Raw genomic sequence first — 21,094 nt, 5'->3', positions numbered from 1 at the left:
CAGACCTACCTACCAGCTCACAATGCCCGCTTCGCCAGGCCGGCCGCGGTCGAGGACAGCGCCTTTGTCGCCGCAGATCCGCAACAACTGGCCCAGATCCTGTGCAACGCCATCTGCCTCGACGCAACCATTCCGGCCTCGTCCATCACGAAAACGGTCTTGCCGTCGAGGAGGTCAGTACCCCTCCCCCACCGAAGCTCCCATGACGCCAATGTGCGCGCCGCGATTGCCGCTTCCTTTTCCAGGCCTTCGGCCGCCTTGCCGGCGAGCGCCCCACCAACGACGCGAAAACCTTCGCGTTCCCAAGCCTCCCGTGCCGCTTTCAGCGCGCTGGTTTTTGCGGGCTGGACTTGGAACGTCGCGCCTTGTCGGGGGTTGCCCTTCAGCGCGCGCGGATCGACAAATTTCAGTTCCATGGAAATGCTCCTTACGGGGTTGCCGGACACAGCCCGTCGCTGCGTCCTTTCTCGTCTTCTTCTCGAAGACACCCCCCGGCCCGCGGAGCGAGCGGGCCGGTGCAACTGCGGCCGAGCATCCCTGCCCGGCAGGACAAGCGGGGCTAACAGCCCTGCGAAGGACGACGTGGCCGGGATCGCGAGCGGCGCGGTTGAGCGCAAGCGTCAGCGGTCCGCTCGATCTGCGAGCAGGTTTTCCCCTCCCCTTCCTTCTCAGCCTTCTTCCCAAATTTGGATTGAACCCCGCTATTCTGACGCTATATTGCGTCATAATTATTGACATACAGGAATGGAGGTAAGCGTCATGGGACTTGCCCAATATGCTGACGGCGGACTTTTTTCACCGCGCAAAATCGCAGACGCCTTGCGTACTACCAGCGAGGAGATCGCCCGAACCGCCGGTCTCGGAAAGGATGCCATCCAGCGCAAGGACCGCATTGGCTCGGACAAGACGCAGCGACGGCTGCGCGAGATGTCGGAGATCGTCAACAAGGTCGAGCCCCGCTTCGGCTCGGCGCTGATGGCCTATGCCTGGTATCGCTCCGAGCCCCTGCCCGGCTTTTCCGGCCTGACCGCGATGCAACTGGTCCGTGATGGGCGCGCCGATGACGTGCTCGACTATATCGACGCGGTCGACGCCGGCGTTCACGCCTGATCCGGTCGATGCATTTCAAGGGGGAACTCTATCGGGCGCTGAATCCGATCTATGCACGCGAGCGGATGTCTGGCCGTGGCGCGGAGCTTTACGGTGGCCGTTTCAACCGGAAAGGAACGCAAGCGCTCTATATGTCCTTGTCGGTCATGACGGCGTTGCGCGAAGCCAATCGGGCCGGCAGTTTGCAGCCGACGACACTCGTGTCTTATGATGCGGATATCGAGGCGGTTTTTGACAGCCGCGACCATGAGCGCCTGCGTGCGGAGGGGATGGATGCGGCGGGGCTCGCCGGTACGACTTGGCGCGATCAGATGAAAGCAACCGGAGAGGCGAAGACGCAAGCCTTCGCACGAAGACTTGTCGCGGCTGGCTATCATGGATTGCTCGTCAGAAGCTTCGCCCCCGGAGCGACGGAGGACGGCCTTAATCTCGTCCTCTGGACATGGAGCGATGTGGCGCCCTGCCGTCTCACCCTGATCGACGATGAAAACCGCCTGTCGCGATAGCGGCGATCGAGGACAGCCGGTTATGGTTAACAAGAAGAAAGGCCGGCCACGCCGCGAGGCGTGACCGGCCAGCACATTCGATCAGGCGGCAATTGCGTCGGTCGCCCCGGCACCTTCAATATCCGTCGCCAGTGCCGCCTCCACCTCAGCAAGCTGCCGCCGCTTGTCGGCCAATTCACCCGCGAAGGCGAACTCGGCACTATCATCCCGGGACTGGTACGACGCAAGCCGGCGGCGGGCGTCGGCGAGGCGCTGGCGATAGCGCTCGCGCTCTCCTTCGAAATCGTCGAGCGCGTGCTTGAGGCGCGAAATCGCTCCGAGCGGCGTGACCGTCATGGCAAGCTCGATTTCGGAATCGGCACCGGTGCGCATCAGCGTGGTGCTATAGAGGCCGTTGACCTCGTCGTCATTGCCGGGGCGTGTACGCGGCGAAGCCTCACTTGCGCCCTGTCGGGCGCAAGTGGCAGGCAACGATCCCCTCTTAGTGAGCCGGGCGGTACTCGTAAGGATCGTATTCGTGGACCACCGTGCCCTTGTCACCGTCATATTCGCTCGACACCATGACGCCGAACTCGCCATCGACTTGGAAGAGCGTGACCGGGACCATCAAGGTCTGCGCGAGATTGAAGGCATGGTGCTGAGCAAGGGTGAAATTGTGCGACATCGTTTGGCTCCCGTCTTTGGGCGGGGTCCATCCCCGCTCGACAGGCGCCCGACGTGTTCAGGGCATGGCCGCGGTCACCTTGAAGGCGCAGCCGCAGAGGTCGCACGCTTGCGTAGCGAACCCCTTGCGGGTTGATTGTGGAAGGCCAGGACCTGAACCAGGAAAGCCGGACATGAGAGCGGGATTGCACCTCCTCAATGGCGGCCGCCCTGTCCCCCGTCTCACACTCCTTCACGTGCTCGCCCGAGAGCCGTTCATACCGAGCCCGTTCGCCTTCAGTTCCCCGCGTTCTCGAGAGGCCTACAACATCGCTGCTACAATCCGGTTCCAAGGCATCCTGAAATAAGCGCTAGAGTCCAACGCTTCATAGCTGCCACAGCCAGGATTTCCGCTTGCCGTTTGACAAGGCCCACCCGCCGAGCAGCATCAGCGCACCCCAAATCAAACAACCCGCGGTCCCAATAGACCCACTGGGACCGCGGGACGGTTTCGTTGACATGGCGTGTGCCGAGAAGCTGGTGATCGTCCACTCCCTCGACCAGGTTGAATATGCCAAAGCCCATGAGCATCGTTGCAAGTAGCAACTTTCCTGACCACCCGAGATGAGGTTGGCGCGCCGCACGCCATAGCACAATGAGACCTAATGCGACGAACACGTATGTGCCGGCGTGGAACCAGCCATCGAGGGACGTGTTGAACCGAAGGTTCTCAAGATTGCGGCGGGATAGCCGGCTGGTCGCCATATGATGCCACTGGAGCAACTGATGCAGAACGATTCCCTCGAAGAACCAGCCTGAGCCCGAGCAGGATTCCGGCCGAGGTCGGGAACCTGTGAGGCTCTTCGTCGCTGTTCCTTTTTCTCCTAAGGGGACCCAACGTCGAGCCCGCCAATGTACATCACCGTTTTTGCGCTACCGGCGCGTCATCATCGCTTTTTGAGAACCGCTTCAGCTGGCAGACCGAGACGGTGACCGCCACCGACCTTGTGGTATGCGACTGGACAGAACGCTATGATGTCAGGAGCAACTTCGCATGACCGACCAACAACTGATTATAGGAGCATTGGGAGTCTCGTCCAGTTTTGACGTCGCGCTTGAAACGCGCCGACGCATCGATTTTCTCGGCACCTATCTGCGTGCCTCGAATCTCAACACCTACGTTCTGGGCGTAAGCGGTGGCGTAGATTCGCTTGCTGCCGCTCTTCTTGCGCAACGGGCCGTGGAGGAACTGCGAACGGCAGGATATGAGGCCAGATTCCTGGCCGTTCGGCTTCCATACGGCTTACAGGCCGACGAGAGCGACGCGCAGCGGGCACTGGATACAATACAAGCAGACGAAGTGCGCCGGGTCGACATCAAGCCCGCCGCCGACGCGATGCTGGATTCGATCAAGCTTGCGGGCACCGACCTCGGCGATGCCGGCGGAGAGGACTTTTTGCTTGGCAACATCAAGGCTCGTGAGCGGATGATTGCCCAGTTTGCGCTTGCCGGCGCCACCCGAGGGCTGGTCATCGGTACCGATCATGCGGCCGAAGCACTGATGGGTTTCTTCACCAAGTTCGGCGACGGTGCTGCCGACATCCTTCCTCTTTCCGGGTTGAACAAGCGTAGGGTTCGCGCCTTGGCGGCGCATCTGGGCGCTCCGCCTCAATTAGTTGCCAAGATTCCGACTGCCGACCTGGAGAACCTAATTCCGCTTCGCCCGGACGAAGATGCCTATGGCGTAACTTACGATCAAATCGACGATTTCCTTGAAGGTCGGGAGATCGACGAAGCAGCGCGCACGCGCATATTTCAAGCGCACGCCGGCACCGCACACAAGCGCGCGCTTCCAGTGGCGCCCGTCGCCTCGTCCGGTCCATCACGACAGTAGCCGGACTCTCGGGATGGATGCTCACTATTGCTGCGACCGCCGCCAGATCTTCCACGTCCGATCCGACAGCGTCAGGTGCCGAATCCCGCCCTCGGGCTCACTTGGATTCAGCGAATAAGTTGAGCCGTCCTATCGCGCGCAATGCATCGGCCGTCGGCCCCGAGGGCGACTCTCGATCGAAACGAGCACTGCGTAGGGACGGTTGTCCGTCGCGGTGATGGCGCCTTTCCGGGCGCGCTGGGTTAAGCGACGTTTGAAAAAATCTGCTGATCCAGGTCGCACGTGGCCAGCCCATAGCGCCACCTGTGATTCGTTGCCTCGCGCCGGCTCTGATAGAACAGCGTCAGTTGCCGGCCCTCTATCATCACAGTCGAGTGCCCGTTCTCTCCCGGCTCGCCCGGATCCAGCACTGGGCCGACGGACACGTAAGGTCCTTCGACGCGATCGGCAATTGCGAAGAATACACGCTGGCGGCTGCCGCGCGGCCCCTCGGGCAGGAAGCAGGTTGCATTGAGCAGCACGCGTCCATCCGGCAACTCGACCAGTTGAGCGCCTTCGATGCCCCATTCATAGTCGGGATGCTCGCGTGCGTTGTGATGCGGAACGTCCAGGTGGTCCAGGATCTTGCCAGCGCGCTTCCATGGTCCGAACCAGGAGTCGGACTGGCTGCGTGCGAGATAGACGTCGGGTTGCGGGACCCTGCTGAATTTCGGCATTCCCGAGTAGACGATGTAGCGCTTGCCGCCGATGACCGCCGGATGGGGATCGTAGATGCCATCTTCATCGGTGTCCGGCAGGGATAATATCGCCGACGTCAAAACAACCCAGTGGAAACCATCATTAGACACCGCATGCTCGCACCGCCCACCCGACTTCATGAATTCGGTCTGGATGAACATGTGGAAAACCCCGCCTTCGTGGATGACACCGGGCGCCGCCACACCCGAGCCGGTGATCGGCAAGGCGATCGGTTCATGCTCGGTCCAGGGGCCACGCGGATCCGGCGCTGTGGCGTGCAGTATCTTCCATTCCTCGCTCGTGACGGTGCCGCTCGATCCGAACATGTGCCAGAGCGTTCCGTCGAATACGGGACAAGGATCTTTCAGGTCGTCCACCTGCTGCGGGTGAAACAACGGAAAGACGTGCGTTTCAAAATTGATCTGCATGTCCATAAACCTCGACAGCCTCTCTCAGCTTCCGACACCCAGGTCCAAACAAACTGATTCGAGGCGCTCTTATTCTAGCAGCGTCGGCTAACACGTGTCGATTTTCCCACAGGCCTTCAACAGCTCGAGGAGTGACAAAGCGCCACGTTAGGGCGCCGTGGTCCCAATTCCAGCGGATCTCGTGCCGCATTCGGACCGCCCGCGAAGCAGTCGAGCGGCCCTACCTCTGATCGTTGAGGCCGATGATCGGCCACGCAAATCAATTAATACCGCGGGAACAACTTACTAAATCGAAAGTTAGATGGAACTGAAAGCATCAGGCAGGAGTGTCGAAAATTAACCTAGGTTAATTCTTCGAGACTTGACTCGTATTAAAAGGGAAAATATATGGAAATCGCGCCGGCAAAAACAAAAAAAATCACGTCTATTGCGTACAATGCAGTAGTTATCTGCTTTTCACATCTCCGATGGAATTTTGTATTTCAAAGGCCACAGCACCTCCTGACCCTCGCCGCCCGGCAGCAACAGGTAATTTACTTCGAAGAACCAGCCTTCGAAGATGTCCGCGGTCCCTTCATGCGCGTGAACGACGTAGCTCCGGCAATCAGGGTTGTCACGCCGGTCGTCCCGCTTGGAACATCCGCGACAAAGGTGGACGCCATCCAGCGAAGCTTCGTCAATGAACTCGTCGCACCCGTTCCTCATGACCGGCTGATTGCGTGGTATTACACGCCAATGGCGCTGCGCTTCAGCAGTCATCTGCGCTGCAATGTGTGTGTCTACGATTGCATGGATGAGTTGTCCGCCTTCCGCGACGCGCCCGCGGAACTGGCACAGCTGGAAAGAGCGCTGTTCCGCCGTGCCGATCTGGTCTTCACGGGCGGGCAAAGCCTCTATGAGGCAAAGCGCAGTCAGCATCGTTCGATCTTTGCGTTTCCAAGCAGCATCGACGCTGCTCATTTCAACATGGCGAGAGAGGGGGGCGAGGAACCATCCGACCAGGCAGCCATTCCCCATCCAAGGGTTGGCTATTTCGGCGTGATCGACGAACGGCTCGACATCGCCCTTGTTGGCCAGACGGCTGCCGCGATGCCCGACATCCAGTTCGTCATGCTTGGGCCGGTGGTCAAGATCGATCCGGCGACCCTGCCACGGGCAGACAATTTGCATTGGCTCGGGCCCAAGAACTATGCCGACCTGCCGAGCTATCTTCGTCATTGGGCAGTCGGTTGGATGCCGTTCGCGCTCAACGAGGCAACGCGATACATCAGCCCAACCAAGACACCCGAGTTTCTTGCGGCCGGACTGCCCGTGATCTCCACCGCGATCGTTGATGTCGTTCGCACCTACGGTGCGGCTGGTCTCGTCGAGATCGTCGACGCCGACGACATTGCGACCAAGCTTCGCTGCATGCTTGCCCGCCCCAGAGACCTGCAGGTGAGGGCAGTTGATGCCTATCTCGCCGACAAGTCGTGGGAACGCACTTGGGATGCCATGACCTCACACATCCACGGTGTCCAGGCGATGAAAACTGTCGTTCCGCTGCGCAGGAGAGCCTGACGATGTTCGACTGGCTGATCGTCGGAGCCGGCTTTGCCGGCAGCGTGCTTGCCGAGCGCATTGCATCGCAACGCCGCGAAAGTGTCCTGCTCATAGACCGCAGAAATCATGTCGGCGGCAACGCCTATGACTGCTACGACGAAGCGGGACTCCTGATCCATCGCTATGGTCCCCACATCTTCCACACCAACGCGCAATCCATCGTCGACTATCTGTCGCAGTTCACGGCGTGGCGGCCCTACGAACATCGCGTCCTCTCTTCGGTAGACGGCAAACTGCTGCCCATCCCGATCAATCTCGACACGATCAATCGTCTCTACGGACTTGATCTCACCTCCGAACAACTGGAAGAATTTTTCGCTTCGCGACGAGAAACGGTGGAGGAGGTCCGAACCGCCGAAGACGTGGTGGTCAGCACCGTGGGCAGGGAACTCTACGAAAAATTCTTTCGCGGCTATACTCGCAAACAATGGGGCGTGGATCCGTCCCAACTGAGTAAATCCGTAACGGCACGGGTGCCGACCCGCACCACCCGCGACGACCGCTATTTTGGCGATACGTTCCAGAACATGCCCGCCGGCGGCTATACGCGGATGTTCGAGCGGATGCTGGACAGGCCTGAAATCAAGGTGATGCTGCAGACCGACTATGGCGAGATACGCGACAAGATCGGCTTTCGGCAGCTGATCTATACTGGGCCGATTGATGAATATTTTGATTGGAGGCTCGGCCGTCTGCCTTACCGTTCCTTGCGGTTCGACCATGTGACAGTGGATTGCGAACAATTCCAGCCAGTGGCGGTGGTGAACTATCCGCAGACGGAAAACTACACCCGCGTCACGGAGTATAAGCATCTGACAGGCCAACGGCATCCGAAAACCAGCCTCACCTACGAATACCCGACCGATATAGGCGATCCCTATTATCCTGTTCCGAGAGCCGAAAACGAGGAGCTGTACAAACGCTACGAGGCAATGGCGGACGCCTGCCCAAACGTCTGGTTCGTTGGACGGCTAGCGACCTACCGTTATTACAACATGGATCAAGTGGTGGGTCAGGCCTTGGCCACATTCGCGAGGATACAGAAGACCCTGCCGGCCTCGGCTTCGTTGGAGGCGCCGACATTTGCTGTGCTCGCGCCGTAACCATTTGCCGGACGAAGCCGAACGCGATGCCGTTCTACCCGACAGGCCCATGCTGCACGCGTGATGGCCGGGCTTACGCGAACAGAAGGCGCTGGCGCGCCAGCTCGTCCGCAACTGGCTGCCGGATGCTGCGCGAACCATCCGCGTGCACGGTAGAAAACAAGCCGACTTCGGCGTGGCGGGAATTGTCCCAACCCGGATAGGCTGTCACGGGATAAATGCAAATGCCTTGGATGGGGACGCCCAGCTTCATCGCGGCGCGGACCTCATCGCAGACATAATGCAGCCATGCTGGCCCGGCGGATCCTTCGGACCCGGTTTCAGCAATGAACATCGGCTTGCGGAACCTGTGAGCGACCTCGAGCAACATCTCGGACAGCGCCTGATATTCATGGTGGCCCATGGGAATGGTCGGACCGTTTAGATACCATTGGTTGTGAGGATAAAAGTTCAGGCCAATCACGTCGACAAGATCTTGGCTGCCGCCCAGTTCAGGCTCGACCTGTCCCATCAGCATCTCATACGCCTCGAACTGACCTCGCCGGGCGTTCTGCGCGCGTTGCCGTTCCGCTCGGCTGCCGTCGCGAGGCGCGATATGGATCAGCGGCTCAGCCCAGACGAATCGACAGTCGGGGTCGGCCTGTCGCATTGCACGGATGCCCGCGACCGCTGCCTTAACGAGATGCCGTTTGAACCATCCGCGCTTCTTTGGGCCGACACGCGGGAAGTAGCCGACTTCGACGGCCCAGGCAAAGAACGAGATTTCGTTGATTGGACAAAGCAGCGGAGAGGTGCCCGTGAAGGAGCGATGGAACCGCACGGCCTCCGCGGCAAAAGCGGCGTAGGCGTCGATGAATTCCTGCGATCCCTGATCGATGTGATCGGGCGACCCGTAATGAAAAACATCCCAGATCACCTGCACGCCAACGGCACGAGCCGCTTCGATCATGGCCGCCCAACTCGACCAGTCATAGATGCCCGGCGCCGTTTCGATCAGGTGCCAGCGCAACCCGTCTCGGATCGTTCGAAGCCCGAGCTCGGCACAGCTCCGGTAGTCCGCCAAGGCATGGATGTTGTGCGAGGTAGCGCGAACAAGATCGAGCCGGACACCGTCGCTCCGCCTGTGGGAGGAACATTCAAAGCCGGCCATGAAGAAGCTTTCGAAGGTTCGGCCGACCGCTCGGTGTTGACCATCGTCTACCACATCCTGGACCGGGCCGGATCGTTCGGTGGGGGCCGGCCTGGCCATCATGCTCTCTCGCGGGTCTGGCGATTTGCCCGTAGCTCGTTACAGTTCACGGTGCTACGCGATTCGTCGACAGGATCGGCTTCAGGATGCCGACTGGCGCGAGCCTCTGCTTGGCTTCTGTCCTGCTCGTCCATGCCGCGCTTGGCTGTGTGCGGCCAGGCTAGCCTACCCGAGTGTGCCGGCTCCTTGATTGTCATTGATGCATTTCTCCGCTGGCGATCGGCGCCGGAGCTAAACCGCGAGCACAATGCTTTGTTCCGGCTGCGCCCGTTACGAACCCCATGCGGATGATTGTTCCCCGGCGCGTCGCAAACCCCACGGCGGGTCACCGCCTGCACGAGAATGGAACCGGCGACCGTCCCGGTAGTTGGGATGATTATCGGTCGGAGGTTTGTCCATGCTTTCCCCATCGAGGAACTCGCGCGTTCCGTCAGGGAGCGGCGCGCGATCCTGTTCGTTGGGGCTGGCGTGTCAATGAGTGTCGGCCTGCCCTCCTGGCGTAAGCTCATCGATCATCTGGTCGAGGACCTGGGCATCGATGACGGCATCATCGCGCCGTCGGACGTCAGCTACCAGACCCTGGCGGAGTTCTACCGGTTGAAGCGGGGCACCATCGGACCGCTGCGAAGCTGGATGGATCGGAACTGGAGTGTCTCGCATGAGAAAGTGAGACGTTCGGAGATCCACCGCCTGATCGTGGCACTGGACTTCCCGATCATCTACACGACCAACTACGATCGCAACCTCGAGGTCGCCTTCGAAGTCCATAGCCGCGACTACGTGAAGGTGGCAAACGCAAAAGACATCGCCAAAGCCAGCAACGGGGTCACCCAGATCGTCAAATACCACGGCGACTTCGACGACGACTCCTCCCTCATTCTGGCCGAGACCGACTATTTCGACCGGCTGTCCTTCGATTCACCGCTGGATGTGAAATTCCGCGCGGATGCATTGGGGCGGACGATCCTTTTCATCGGCTACAGCATGTCGGATATGAACATTCGCCTGCTTTTGCACCGCCTGTGGCAGACCTGGAGGCTGTCCGGCTATGAGACCGACCGCCCCAGATCGTTCGTATTCATGCCTAGCCCGAGCGTCGTCCAGGAGGCGGTGCTGGGTCGATGGGGCATCGAAATGTTGAGCGAAGAGGCGGCTCAGCCTGAACAAGCGTTAGCAGCGTTTCTTTCCAAGCTGCTTGACGCCATGAGGGGTCCATGAGGGGGGACGAACCGGGCACCAGGGCCGCCTTGAGGGCGGGGTGAAGGCGATCACCCCGCGGGTCGCTTCATCTTGGTCTTGCGCCAAACAACCGCGCCCTGCCGAAGCGGATTGCACACGTTTCGCGCACGCGCGTCCAACTCGACATGGTCAGGATAAATACTGTCGAACAGAAGGAACATCTGGTTCTGCGGTCGGTTGGGCGAGATCAACGGAGATAATATGAGATGTTTTACACCGACAAGAAATTGCAATTCCCTGTGCGCGTGGAAACGCCCAGCCCGATCTTTGCTCGTGCTTTGCAGCAGGCGATCGGTGGCGTCGAAGGCGAGATACGAGTTGCGCTGCAGTACTTCTTCCAGGCCTGGGGCGCGCGCGGCCCAAGCAAGTATCGGGACCTGCTGCTGAACACCGCCACTGAGGAACTCGCCCACATCGAGATGCTCGCGACGGCCGTGGCGTTGAATCTGGAAGGGGCGCCGCTGTCTTTGCAAGAAGACATTTCAGCCGATACGATCGGCGGCTCCGTGTTGAACGGCATGAACTTCCGCCACATCCTTTCCACCGGACTCGCGGCATTGCCGGAAAATTCAAACGGCGTGCCCTTCAATGCTTCACACGTCTACGCCAGCGGCAATCTCGCCGCCGACATGATCGCCAATGTCACGGCGGAAAGCAGTGGCAGAGTGCTTGCCACACGCCTCTACAATATGACCGACGATCCCGGCATGAAGGAGATGCTGTCGTTCCTGATCGCCCGCGACACGATGCACCAGCAGCAATGGTTAGCAGCCATCGAGGACATGGGCGGGCTCGCGGCTTCACTGCCGGTTCCCAATTCCTTCCCCCAGGAACAGGAACTTCGCGACGTCAGCTATGCTTTCGTCAACTGTTTCGTCGACGGCGTGCCGCCGCCCGAGGGCCGTTGGTCGAGCGGCAAATCCATTGACGGCAACGGAGAGTTCACGACGGTCGCGGGCGAGCCGATGGGTGAGGAACCCATGCTTGGCTCCCCCCGCGTGGACAGCGGAGCACAGAGCGAACAGATCGGTTCTACCCGGGGCTCCAGTCGCGCCAGGGGGTCAGACGGTAACGGCGCTCGCGGCTAGTGTCATTCTCCAGCTTAGGCTGATGGCAACGCTTTCTCCCTCCAATCGTCGGAAAGCACCTATGGCGTCGCGCCTTCTGTTCAGGGTGAGAAGCCGTGTTGGTTCCCGAACTCACCACCTGGCCAAAGGACCTGCTGCCCATCAGTGGCCAGCGAAGCTCTTGTCACCGTCAATCGAACAAAACGATGAGGGGACGCGTGATCATGAGCCAGAAGATGGCGAGCACGGCGGCGAAGGCAGGAAAACCGAAGACAAACCACAACCGAAACAGCTTGTTGTACCGCTCCGGCGGCGGGTCGCCAGATGTGGCGGCGCGCGTCGCCAGATTGCGCATCTCCATCTGCATCCAAACGACCGGCAGCCAGAACAGGCCGGTCACGACATAGAGCACAATCGACAGCACGATCCATCCTTCCCTCAATGAATAGCCAGCCTGCCAGGCGAGGGCCACGCCGGTGATCGGCTGCGCGACGACGGCAGTCGCGGTAAAGAGGAAATCATCGACAACCACGATGTGGGCAACTGCCGCGATTGTTGCGGCATTGCCGGTCCGGTGAGCGAGAAGCATGAAGAAGGCAATCCCCGCCCCTGTCCCAAGCAGCACGGCTGCGCCGATGACGTGCAGATATTTGACCACGAAATAAAGCATCAGCGCTCGTCCAAGATCGCCAGCGCAACGAAGTGCAAGGCGAGGATCGGCAGGATTTTCATCAGCGGGCCGAGTGGCTCGTTCCAGAGATCCGGGCGCAGGATGGTGCCGGCGATGGCGTAGGACAGCGAGATCGCGATCGCACCCCAAAGACCCGGGCGGCTTGTCGGCCGGAACGCGATCAGAGCGCCGACAGCCGCGTCGGCGATTGCACCGGCCACGACCGCGGCCTCGGCGTGGGGCGCCACCGCAGTGCCGATCAGCAGTTCGACGCCATTACGCCAGCCTGTCGTGAGCGAGATGATGCCGGTCATGATCCAGAAGAATGGCAGCACAACGAAGATCGCGGGCTTGATGAGATAGAGCCCGGCAAACCATCGCTCCTGGACCGTTGCCGGATCGGCCGCAAGTGCTGATGCGAGGCTTGCCGGGTGAATGCCTGTCGTCACAATCCAGGGCTGCGGATCACCGACAGCGCCTCGCGTGATTTCTTTTTTGCGCATTGCTGCGGATCGGCGGTCGCCAGCCGAGCCATCCAGCCAGATCGCCCAGACGATAGAGGCCTCTCGCCACCCAGCCGGGCAAGGTGAATATGGCTGCCTTCTTCCATCCAAACCACTGGCGGTAACGACTGACGAGCTCTGTCATGGTGAGCGCCTCCGGCCCCGCAAGCTCCAGCGTCAAGCGAGAAGGACTCGTGGGCAGGAGGAAGAAAAGAACGGTGGAGACAATGTCATCGAGCTGAACGACTTGCAGGCGACCGGTATTGGGCATGGCCGGCAACAATGGCAGCGCGGCTAGCCCACGCAACAATGCGCTTGCGCCAAAGACGCCGCGCCGCGCCACCGAGGGACGCAGGATCACCCAGCCGACATCGAGCGCCATCAATACCTTGTCGCCGGCCAGCTTGCTGGCGGAGAAGGCGGACAGCTGATCGCGGTCGACACCGATCGCCGAGAAATGGATGACCGTCTTGATGCCGGCCCGTTCGCAGGTCCTGAAGAGAGCGGAAGCGGCGATGGCATGGACCTCCTGAACCTTTTCCCGCGCGTTGTCCTGCAGAACGCCGGCGCAGTTGACGACGGCATCGACGCCTGAAAGAGGCGAACTCCAGTCCTCCGGTCGGACCGCCTCCGTCATGTCCAAAATGACGTCCGAACTTTTCGAAGAGCCGGCAGGTCGGGAGCGGCGGAGCACGCGCCGTACTTCGTGTCCCTCCGCCTCCAGGCGCGCGCATAGTGAGGCGCCTATCAAACCTGTAGCGCCGGTGACGAGGATCTTCATCCCGTGAGCCCGGCCTGCGGCGTCGCTCGAGCCGCCGGCGGCCTGTTTGCCGGCAGCACGCCTTGTTCGTCGAATCCCCATCTGTGGCAGGACCAGTACCATATCCGGTCGACCGGGTTCCAACCGTCGATGCAGCCGGCACTCGAACCGTCTGCCGCCTCGCTGATAGCGAGTTGCTCGCCATCATGGTTGATCACCCGGCCGTCGCCTGGGTCGATCTCATCGATCTCAACAGCTTTGGTGCGACGTTCGAACAGGAGCTGTCTTTTGCTCGACGCCGGTTCCGCGGACATAGGCGCGACCGATGCTTGGTCAAGCGGCATGGGTTGCCGGACATCCATGACGGACCTCCTCGGCGTGATCCAGTGCGGATATCTAGGCCGCCTTTTGCATCGCTCTCTCGTTCACACCGGCCTCCCCGAGTTGCGTCAGTGCTTCATCGGTCGCCTTCTCCTCCTTGAGCGACTGTTCAAGCAGCGGAACGGCCTTTTTCAGCCCAAGCAAACCGGCCCAGGTGATCAGCGTTCCATATCGGGCGATCGATCTCATAATGCTCGACGGCTTGCGCGGCGGCCACGAGCCCGGCATCCAGGGCTGGAGCCTGTTGAAAGTCCTCCAGGATCTCCTGCCCTTCTTCTATGATGCCGTCGATTGCCGGGCAGGTCTTTCCCTGTGCCCGCTTGCCGAAGATCTCGAACACCTGCTGCAGGCGCTCGATCTGGCCTTCCGTCTCACCTCGATGCTTCTCAAAGGCAGCAATCACCTTTTCGGATTCAGCTCCCTTCGCCATCTTCTTCAAGGCGGAAGGATTTTGCGCTCGGCGTAGTAGATATCCTTCAAGCCGTCGTGGAAGAGATCCTCAAGTCCCTTTGTCTGCGAAGCTTTCTTGGTTGCCATCCTCATCTCCTGCTTGAAAGCGCGCCGGGCGGCACCCCGTTCAAACGAGGCGGCTCCTTGTTTGTTCCGCCGTTTTTCCCCAGCAGACGCCGGCACCCCGTCGGTTGCGAATAAGCGGCATCGACGGCAGTGCCTGAATGCGCACACAATAGGTGTTGTCTCGCCAATGCCGCATTGAGGCTCTTACGGCGCCAATGGGGGGCACCAGGATGCCGGGGAAGCGACGAATATCCCCGCGAGGGCTGCGCCACGCGCCATCCTGTACGACTGAACGACTGAACGACTGAACGACTGAACGAGGGCGGACCTGTTCACTCGTTTTGCGCAAGATAGCTGTGCATATCGGTTGCGGCGATCGCCGCGTGTCCGAAGGCGACCGCGACCTGGTTGATTTCGTCAACCACATCGCCTGCGGCGTAGAGGCCCGCAATTGCGGTTCGCTGGCGCGAATCCACGACAAGATTGCCGATTTCGTCACATTCCGCGCCGAGGTTGGTGGCCAGCTTCGATCGCATCGTGCAGCCCAATGCGGGATAGATGGTATCGAAAGACAGCGTGTTTCCGGCAACGAGCCTGATGGTCGCCTGATGGCCGGCAGAGCGGATCGAGCCCGGGAGGCACGCGTGCACCTTGATTCCAGCCTTTTTGAGCAAGGCGTCGGCGGCGGGGTCGAATCGAGTTGTCGTCTCGACCAACATGGTGACGTCACTTGTGTAGCTTCGCATAAACAACGCCATCTTCATTGCGTGATCTGCCGGGCCCATCACCGCAACCCGTCCGTCGATGACCTCGTAGGCGTCACAGATCGGACACAGCCGCAACGTGCCGGCCTTGATCATATCGGCGGCGTCGGGCGTGTCTGGAAGCGTATCGACAATACCGGTGGCCATGAGCACCGCGCGAGCCCGAATGGGAACCGATGCCGTGGCGATGAAATCGGTCCCACCCCGCTTAATGTCGTGGATCGTATCGTCCACGAGATCGACTCCGCTCAGCAGTGCCTGCTGCCGCAGACGATCAAGCAGCTCAACACCGGCAATACCGTCAGGAAACCCGGGACAGTTGTGGGTTACCGGTATCCACTTTGCGCGGCTTTGGCCGGCATCCACAAGGACGATCCGGCGCCGAAAACGCCCCAGGTAGGTCGCGGCGGTCAGGCCGGCCGGTCCGCCGCCGATGACCAGGCAGTCGTATGATTCGCCAGGACGGATTTCATCGTCTGAAACCACAAGAGAACTCCCGACATGAGCGCGTCATTCCTGGCTGCCACCGCTGAGCGCCTCGTAAACCTCAGAACGCAACCAAACGAAGATCATCGCTCAGTCCTTGAGGCAGCGGGATCCAGCACGTCCGCGACCGCGTCCTTCTTCGCGCGAGGAAGGAGCGTCATCAGAAGAATGAATGCCGAGAGAACGAGACAGGCGGCGTTTGTGATGATGATCGGCCACTCGCCTTTCATGGACCCGAAGATGAGCCAGAGGGCGAACCCTGCTGCCGTAATCGCATACATAGGCGCGGAGATACTGCCCGTGTCTCGCGTCTTTATGATCTTCCAGGCTTGCGGCGTAAAGCTCACCATCGAACATAGTGCCGCGAGATAGCCGACCAGTGTCTCAGTTTCCATGCAATCAAACCGTCGGCGCGCGGTTTTGTTCACGACGGGTGTCTCTAAGTTCAATTTGACCGCTGCCCTGGCACCCTGCAGATGGCTTAGGGCTTGGCCGTGGAGGACTGATCCGATTCGGGAAGTCGATCTCGAACCGCCTTTTCGGTAGTTTTTGCGGTGGCCTTGACGACCTCACCGACCTTACCGGCTAACGTGTCGGCGGTGCCGCTCGAGCCCTGCCGGTCCGCCTCGCTCTTGACTGTCTCGTAAGCTTCGGCAGCGATCTCTTTCGCTTGCTCCACGCCGTCCTCTAAAGCACTGTTGGCGCTGCCAAGTAGTTTGTCGCGGTAGCCGCCGAGTTGCTCGTCTTCCATGGTTGTGCGAGGCAGAAGCACGCCTATAGCCGTACCCGCCGCCAGGCCGAGGACGGCAAGTGCCAGTGGTTCGCGCTCAAATAGTTCCTGCGCGGTTCGACTCGCCTGCACAGCCATATCACTCGCACTGGAGCCAAGCTGCCCCACGGTGTTTACAACCTTATCCTTGGTCTCGCCAGCCGCAGTTGCGGCCGCTTCGCTTGCATTGCTCGCAATCGAGCCAGCGGTCGCGCCGGCATCCGAGAGCATCTCTGCGACCGCCGATGGTCCACCATTGGGGATCTCTTGTCCGGAACTCGGCCCTTCCGCAGCCCCCGTCACATCGCTGACCCCGAACGTCCCCCCATCCGTGTCGGCCTGATTGTTGACAGCCTGGGTTGCAGGAGAGCCACCCGCCGAAGCACCGCTGCCAAGCATCAGCCAAGCCAGGCCGGTCCCAACCAGCATCAGGGCCAAAGGGTTGTCGCTGACTTGGGTCTGGAATCTGCTGAGGGCGGCGGTCCCTGCGCCGCCAGAAAACAACCCGGTGAATTCGTCGATCAACTGACCGGGTGTCATTTTGCTGCGGATGGATTCGGCGGTATCGACGACCGCTGCGCGGGCAATCTCGGCTTCGCGTTCGAGTTCGGCTGCCGATTTCTCGCTCATCTCATTTGTCCTTTGATCACACGCGCATCGCTGTTGAGTTGTTCTTGTGTGCGGTCAGGAGCCAATCCGGAAGGCGCAATGCCGGCCATTCCCGTGCGAAGGAGAATCACCCCCAGGATCGCCACGACGACACCGACGAGCAGCGAGGCCCACCCGGCCCCCAGACCCGCCTTAGCCAAAGCGATCACGAGCGCTTGGAGCAGTACCACCAGCGATGCCAGCAAGCACACGGCACCGCCTACGACTTCGACCACGCCGTGCCCGGCTTTGCTGACGTTTTCGGATATTTCGGCCCGCAGAAGCCTTGTTTCGGTCTGTAGCAGGGTCGTCACTTGCTGTGTAAGGTCGCTCACAAGGCTCGCGAGACTGCGGCCGTCCTGATCGTTGTTCATCGGTCATGCTCCGTGCTCGGCCAAGAAAGTGGCTGCATTCGTTATGACGTGAGGTCGTCCCGTGGAGAGCTGCCTGTGGTCTTCGGGCGCGTTACAGTCTTTGGGGCGCCACTGCTTTTCAGCCGACCGTCCGCTTCGCTCGAATCAGCGGGTTGCGAGCTTTTGATGAAGCGTCCCAGAGCCAAACCGGCGAAAACCGACCCGGCGATAAGCACTCCAGAGTTTTCGCGCCCGAAGGACCTGACCTCGCCTAAGACTTGTTCGACTGGTTTGTCCCGCAAAGAGGACGAGAGGCGCTCCAGCCCGCCAGCGGCAGTAAGCACGAACTTCGAAACGGTGGCTTGATCGCTGTTGGCCAGATGCTCACTTGCTGCCCGCAACGCGCCCCCAAAAGCGGCTAAGCTCGCGCTCATGTCGCGCTGCGTTTCCTGCGCCTTCCCTGACAAAGCCTCCTGCGCTTCCGACGCGTACTCGCCAGCTTTGCTGACGACTTCGTCACTGGCGTCGTGAATCAACCGGGTGGCATTTTGGGTTTCTTCCTGGAGCCGGTCGGAGAGCTCGCTCTTTGCCGTATCGAAATCGGATGCTGGACGTCCTGGATCGCCTTCGCGTTGCATAATGGCTCCTAGTGAAAACCGAGGAAGGAGAGAATTGCCAGCACGACGACAACGAGACCTATGAGATAAATGACGCTGTTCACGGCCTGATTTCTCCATTTTCGTCGAAAGCAAACACGCTGAACCGCGCGATGTTCCATCAGCCAAAACTTTTTTAGCTCCCTTAGATTTAAAGACCCCCTGCGTGGGTTGATCGTGCGAGTTGAACGCGAGCACGTCGCCATGTTTGGAGCCCAAGGGTTACTCGTCACCGGTGCTCTTTTGGCTATCCAGTCTGTGGAAACGGCTGGCAAGACTAACGCCTCCCCCGGCTGTCATTCGACCTTCCGCGGGCTCAATCTCGAGGAGCCCTAGGCCGAGCTAAGCCCGTAGCCTCGTTCGAAGGTCAGGCGATCAGGCGCCGGAACAACCTTGTGGCGTCTCAGTTCGGATGGCGAAAACGGTGAGCCTTTTGGGTGCGACGTCCCAGCGGCGATTCGCCAGTCGCCGCAACCTACGCAAGGAGCACGGCAGCTTGTCTTTCCGGTTTCAATTCTCACTGAAACGATCATCACGCGTCTGGGTCGGCGGCCTGGTTGCGGCGGTGGCCTTGCTAGCGTTGAACAATCGAGCAGCGACCAAGCAAGCGCTTTCCGTCCGCGCGAAAGGAAGGACCATAGAGGTCGACGGTGTCCGCCTTCGATATGTCGAGGCTGGAAGCGGCAGGGACCTGGTTCTCCTGCATGGGAACGGTTCCGCCGCTGAGGACTTCCAAACCAGCGGTCTAGTCGACAAAGCAGCCAAGCGTTATCGCGTTATTGTATTCGACCGCCCCGGGTTTGGCGGAAGTACTCGGCCGCGCGGTCGCCTATGGACCGCCGCGGCCCAGGCAGATCTGCTCCAGAGCGCCACGCAGAGGATCGGGGCAGACAATCCCATCGTTCTTGGGGGGCATCGATCGCCCTCCAGTGGGCGGCCCGGTATCCGGACGAGATTGGTGGCGCGGTTCTCCTCTCCGGCTATCATTTCCCCTCCGCAAGGTTCGATGCCATGCTTGCCGCCCTGCCGGCACTGCCAATCGTGGGAACCATCATTTGCCACACCATCCTGCCGCCTGTCGTCAGGCTGATCTGGCCCGTTTTGATGCGCCGCCTGTTTGGGCCGCAACCTGTCCCGCCAGAGTTTTCAAATGCTTTGCGAGATCTGGTCAGCGCACCGTCGCACTTGCGAACGACTGCCGCGGAATCTGGTCTGCTGATCCCCGTTGCCGCGTTGGCTCCCAAGACCGCAGGGAGGACAAACGCGCCGATAGGTATCATGGCCGGGGACGCGGACAGCCTGCTCGACACCAACTATCATTCCCAACATTTGCACGCGGTCCTACCGGGCTCGATGATGCGCATCGTCGCGGGTGCCGGTCACATGGTTCATCATGCTGCGCCGCACCTTGTGCTCGAGATGGTGGACAGCATCGCGGCAGCCGGATCGCTCTCACCTGAAGAAGCTGCTTACTATGCTCCTGCACCGCGCGAATGACTCGGGCGGTAGCCCCGAGCCCGGGCGGCCAATCGATCTTTTCTGATCCAGGCACAGAGTCGTTTTGTCATAATTCGAAGAAAGCTTTTCGGGTCTTTGAATATAGTCTCTTCCGAGATCATCTCGTCATGGGTCCGCAACTCGGTAAGCAGCATTCCCTTGCCATAGGGCTGTATCACGACTTCGCGCCCGCGTTGGTACAGCACCACGCAGGACCGCGCCGCCACACCCTTGGCCATCGCTTCGCGCAGCACGGAGAAGGCCTCGGTGGAAGCACCGTCGGCAGGGATCAGGTAATAAGGCTTTTCCAGGTAGCGCGTGTCGATATCCTTGATGGCGACAAACTCGTCGACCTCAAGCGTGTGCTCAGACGTCATCTTTAGCTTTTTGATCTCGTCCGGTTCGACCTTGATGAAATCGCCCGCGTCTGCCTCGTAGCCTTTGACTTGGTTTTCGCTATCGACGACATCGCCCGTCTCTTCGTCAACATAGGCAGCCTTGACAGGCAATCCATCTTTCCGATTCAAAATCTTGAAGTGGATTTTCGATGCCTCGCTGGTTGCACCCACAAGCTTCACTCCGCACGACACGGACCCGACTTTTAAAATCCCTTTCCAAACTGCTCGTGGGGCTGCCATGCAGTCCTCCTGTCGGGCCGATCCTCGGCACAAACGTCAGCCAGATCGTTATGTTCCGCCCGCCTGACTTGGATTGCCGCCGGCGACTGTGCCTGGGTTGAGTGGGCCTGATCCAACGACACATGCTCCAAGGAAATGAGGCGCTCATGCCACCGCGGACTGAACGTCAGGCCAACGCACGATTTGGACCAGAAACTCGATTGCGATCGTACGCGATAAAAAAATCCTGCCTCACAACAAAATCCAGCTTGGAACCTTCTGAAATCGCCAAGGTTCGGACAGAAAGGCCCCGAACGGATACACGAACATGGCACGCTTCTTTTTTGATCTTACTGAAAATGGAAACGTTACTGAAGACAACGAGGGGAGCGAACTTCCCGATACGGAGACCGCTACAGATGAAGCTGTAAAGGCTTTGACCGAAATAGCGAGAGAGACACTCCCCCATGACGGCAATGAGTGCGAACTCGCTTTCATCATACGCGACGAGGAGCGACCAATAGCAGAGGCAGTTATACGGTTCGAACTTCGCCCGCTTTAAAGCGCTCCCCGGGCTGAAATCCATCGATCTGGCGACGCTCTCGGCAGGCGATCCTTGTCTGGTCGGAGAGTGTCCTGAAGCGCTCCATGTCGTTTCGGATTGCACAACTGCATCAGCCTCCACTACCATCAGAACCTCCCGTTTCGCTAGCGACTCCTCATCCGCGTATCCTATCGCGGCCTTCGACCGGCAAGTCGCCAGGCCCATTTGCGGCGTTGACCGTCTCGCTTACCGAACACCTCTGATAGGTATGTCTCATTGGGTGAGCCATTCGTGATGAAGGTCCGTCAGCGCTCCTGAGGCTGCATGGATCGAAACGCCAACCGACCAGTTA

General features: G+C 60.1%; 19 protein-coding genes and 6 pseudogenes. 9 read left to right on the top strand and 16 right to left on the bottom strand.

Annotated elements, in window-relative coordinates:
- Positions 1-104 precede the first annotated feature (104 nt).
- Positions 105-338, bottom strand: a pseudogene (locus LB547_RS22640) (AAA family ATPase); the annotation flags it as partial.
- Positions 339-759: 421 nt separating this feature from the next.
- Between LB547_RS22640 and LB547_RS22635 the strand changes: the two are divergent.
- Complete coding sequence (locus tag LB547_RS22635) at positions 760-1,110, top strand: antitoxin Xre/MbcA/ParS toxin-binding domain-containing protein (protein WP_140525833.1); 351 nt, start codon at positions 760-762, stop codon at positions 1,108-1,110.
- Between the two features lie 8 nt (positions 1,111-1,118).
- Positions 1,119-1,616 (top strand): RES family NAD+ phosphorylase, encoded by a 498-nt coding sequence (locus LB547_RS22630; protein ID WP_140525832.1) that lies wholly within the window; start codon positions 1,119-1,121, stop codon positions 1,614-1,616.
- An 81-nt stretch (positions 1,617-1,697) separates the two neighbouring features.
- On the opposite strand, the pseudogene LB547_RS22625 reads toward LB547_RS22630, so the two are convergent.
- The 3 genes and pseudogenes from LB547_RS22625 to LB547_RS22615 form a co-directional block, all read right to left on the bottom strand.
- A pseudogene (locus tag LB547_RS22625) lies at positions 1,698-2,003 on the bottom strand (hypothetical protein); the annotation flags it as partial.
- A gap of 94 nt (positions 2,004-2,097) precedes the next feature.
- Positions 2,098-2,280, bottom strand: coding sequence for a hypothetical protein (locus LB547_RS22620; protein WP_140525831.1), 183 nt, complete (start codon positions 2,278-2,280; stop codon positions 2,098-2,100).
- 364 nt (positions 2,281-2,644) lie between these two features.
- A pseudogene (locus LB547_RS22615) lies at positions 2,645-3,156 on the bottom strand (DUF2243 domain-containing protein).
- Between the two features lie 156 nt (positions 3,157-3,312).
- Between LB547_RS22615 and nadE the strand changes: the two are divergent.
- Positions 3,313-4,152 carry an ammonia-dependent NAD(+) synthetase gene (nadE, locus tag LB547_RS22610; protein WP_140525830.1) on the top strand — a complete coding sequence of 280 codons (840 nt, stop codon included), beginning with the start codon at positions 3,313-3,315 and terminating at the stop codon, positions 4,150-4,152.
- Between the two features lie 242 nt (positions 4,153-4,394).
- Here the strand turns inward: nadE and LB547_RS22605 are convergent, their stop codons facing one another.
- On the bottom strand, positions 4,395-5,318 hold the full coding sequence (locus tag LB547_RS22605) for a hypothetical protein (protein ID WP_140501395.1): 924 nt from the start codon (positions 5,316-5,318) through the stop codon (positions 4,395-4,397).
- 387 nt (positions 5,319-5,705) lie between these two features.
- Here LB547_RS22605 and LB547_RS22600 point away from each other — a divergent pair, with 387 nt between their 5' ends.
- Both LB547_RS22600 and glf read left to right on the top strand, forming a co-directional pair.
- Entirely contained in the window at positions 5,706-6,878 is a 1,173-nt protein-coding gene (locus LB547_RS22600; RefSeq protein ID WP_140525829.1) for a glycosyltransferase, read from the top strand.
- A gap of 2 nt (positions 6,879-6,880) precedes the next feature.
- Positions 6,881-8,023 (top strand): UDP-galactopyranose mutase, encoded by a 1,143-nt coding sequence (gene glf, locus LB547_RS22595; RefSeq protein WP_140501399.1) that lies wholly within the window; start codon positions 6,881-6,883, stop codon positions 8,021-8,023.
- 73 nt (positions 8,024-8,096) lie between these two features.
- Here glf and LB547_RS22590 read toward each other — a convergent pair whose 3' ends face one another.
- Entirely contained in the window at positions 8,097-9,272 is a 1,176-nt protein-coding gene (locus tag LB547_RS22590; RefSeq protein WP_224656177.1) for a beta-glucosidase, read from the bottom strand.
- Between the two features lie 372 nt (positions 9,273-9,644).
- Between LB547_RS22590 and LB547_RS22585 the strand changes: the two genes are divergently transcribed.
- Positions 9,645-10,490 carry an SIR2 family NAD-dependent protein deacylase gene (locus LB547_RS22585; protein WP_140525835.1) on the top strand — a complete coding sequence of 282 codons (846 nt, stop codon included), beginning with the start codon at positions 9,645-9,647 and terminating at the stop codon, positions 10,488-10,490.
- Positions 10,491-10,717: 227 nt separating this feature from the next.
- Positions 10,718-11,599, top strand: a complete 882-nt coding sequence (locus LB547_RS22580; RefSeq protein WP_140525828.1) for a manganese catalase family protein — start codon at positions 10,718-10,720, stop codon at positions 11,597-11,599.
- 169 nt (positions 11,600-11,768) lie between these two features.
- Here the strand turns inward: LB547_RS22580 and LB547_RS22575 are convergent, their stop codons facing one another.
- From LB547_RS22575 to LB547_RS22535, 9 genes and pseudogenes are all read right to left on the bottom strand, one after another.
- Entirely contained in the window at positions 11,769-12,248 is a 480-nt protein-coding gene (locus LB547_RS22575) for a DUF2269 family protein (protein ID WP_140764440.1), read from the bottom strand.
- A pseudogene (locus tag LB547_RS22570) lies at positions 12,248-13,532 on the bottom strand (SDR family oxidoreductase). The gene LB547_RS22575 and the pseudogene LB547_RS22570 overlap by 1 nt, the downstream one beginning before the upstream one ends.
- Positions 13,529-13,825: a hypothetical protein gene (locus tag LB547_RS22565; RefSeq protein ID WP_140525827.1), complete on the bottom strand. Its 297-nt coding sequence runs from the start codon at positions 13,823-13,825 to the stop codon at positions 13,529-13,531. The pseudogene LB547_RS22570 and the gene LB547_RS22565 overlap by 4 nt, the downstream one beginning before the upstream one ends.
- Before the next feature lie 82 nt (positions 13,826-13,907).
- Positions 13,908-14,429 (bottom strand): annotated as a pseudogene (locus LB547_RS22560) (ferritin-like domain-containing protein).
- A 311-nt stretch (positions 14,430-14,740) separates the two neighbouring features.
- Positions 14,741-15,658 carry an NAD(P)/FAD-dependent oxidoreductase gene (locus LB547_RS22555; protein WP_140525826.1) on the bottom strand — a complete coding sequence of 306 codons (918 nt, stop codon included), beginning with the start codon at positions 15,656-15,658 and terminating at the stop codon, positions 14,741-14,743.
- 83 nt (positions 15,659-15,741) lie between these two features.
- Complete coding sequence (locus tag LB547_RS22550; RefSeq protein ID WP_224656178.1) at positions 15,742-16,086, bottom strand: SemiSWEET family sugar transporter; 345 nt, start codon at positions 16,084-16,086, stop codon at positions 15,742-15,744.
- Positions 16,087-16,139: 53 nt separating this feature from the next.
- A complete protein-coding gene (locus LB547_RS22545) occupies positions 16,140-17,057 on the bottom strand; it encodes a hypothetical protein (protein ID WP_140525825.1) in 918 nt (305 codons plus the stop codon).
- A complete protein-coding gene (locus tag LB547_RS22540; protein WP_140525824.1) occupies positions 17,054-17,449 on the bottom strand; it encodes a phage holin family protein in 396 nt (131 codons plus the stop codon). The genes LB547_RS22545 and LB547_RS22540 overlap by 4 nt, the downstream gene beginning before the upstream one ends.
- Positions 17,450-17,490: 41 nt before the next feature.
- Entirely contained in the window at positions 17,491-18,303 is an 813-nt protein-coding gene (locus LB547_RS22535; protein WP_181167750.1) for a hypothetical protein, read from the bottom strand.
- Positions 18,304-18,496: 193 nt separating this feature from the next.
- Here LB547_RS22535 and LB547_RS22530 point away from each other — a divergent pair.
- Positions 18,497-19,581: pseudogene (locus LB547_RS22530) on the top strand (alpha/beta fold hydrolase).
- Here the strand turns inward: LB547_RS22530 and LB547_RS22525 are convergent.
- Complete coding sequence (locus LB547_RS22525; RefSeq protein WP_140525819.1) at positions 19,557-20,219, bottom strand: Ku protein; 663 nt, start codon at positions 20,217-20,219, stop codon at positions 19,557-19,559. The pseudogene LB547_RS22530 and the gene LB547_RS22525 overlap by 25 nt on opposite strands.
- Before the next feature lie 307 nt (positions 20,220-20,526).
- On the opposite strand from LB547_RS22525, the gene LB547_RS22520 reads away from it, so the two are divergent.
- Positions 20,527-20,760 (top strand): DUF6894 family protein, encoded by a 234-nt coding sequence (locus LB547_RS22520; RefSeq protein WP_140499472.1) that lies wholly within the window; start codon positions 20,527-20,529, stop codon positions 20,758-20,760.
- The last annotated feature ends 334 nt before the right edge of the window (positions 20,761-21,094 follow it).

The sequence above is a fragment of the Mesorhizobium sp. B264B1B genome (assembly GCF_020165765.1).
GTDB lineage: Bacteria > Pseudomonadota > Alphaproteobacteria > Rhizobiales > Rhizobiaceae > Mesorhizobium.
The sequence above is the reverse complement of the archived record's forward strand: the minus strand, read 5'-3'. Positions and strand labels throughout refer to the sequence as shown.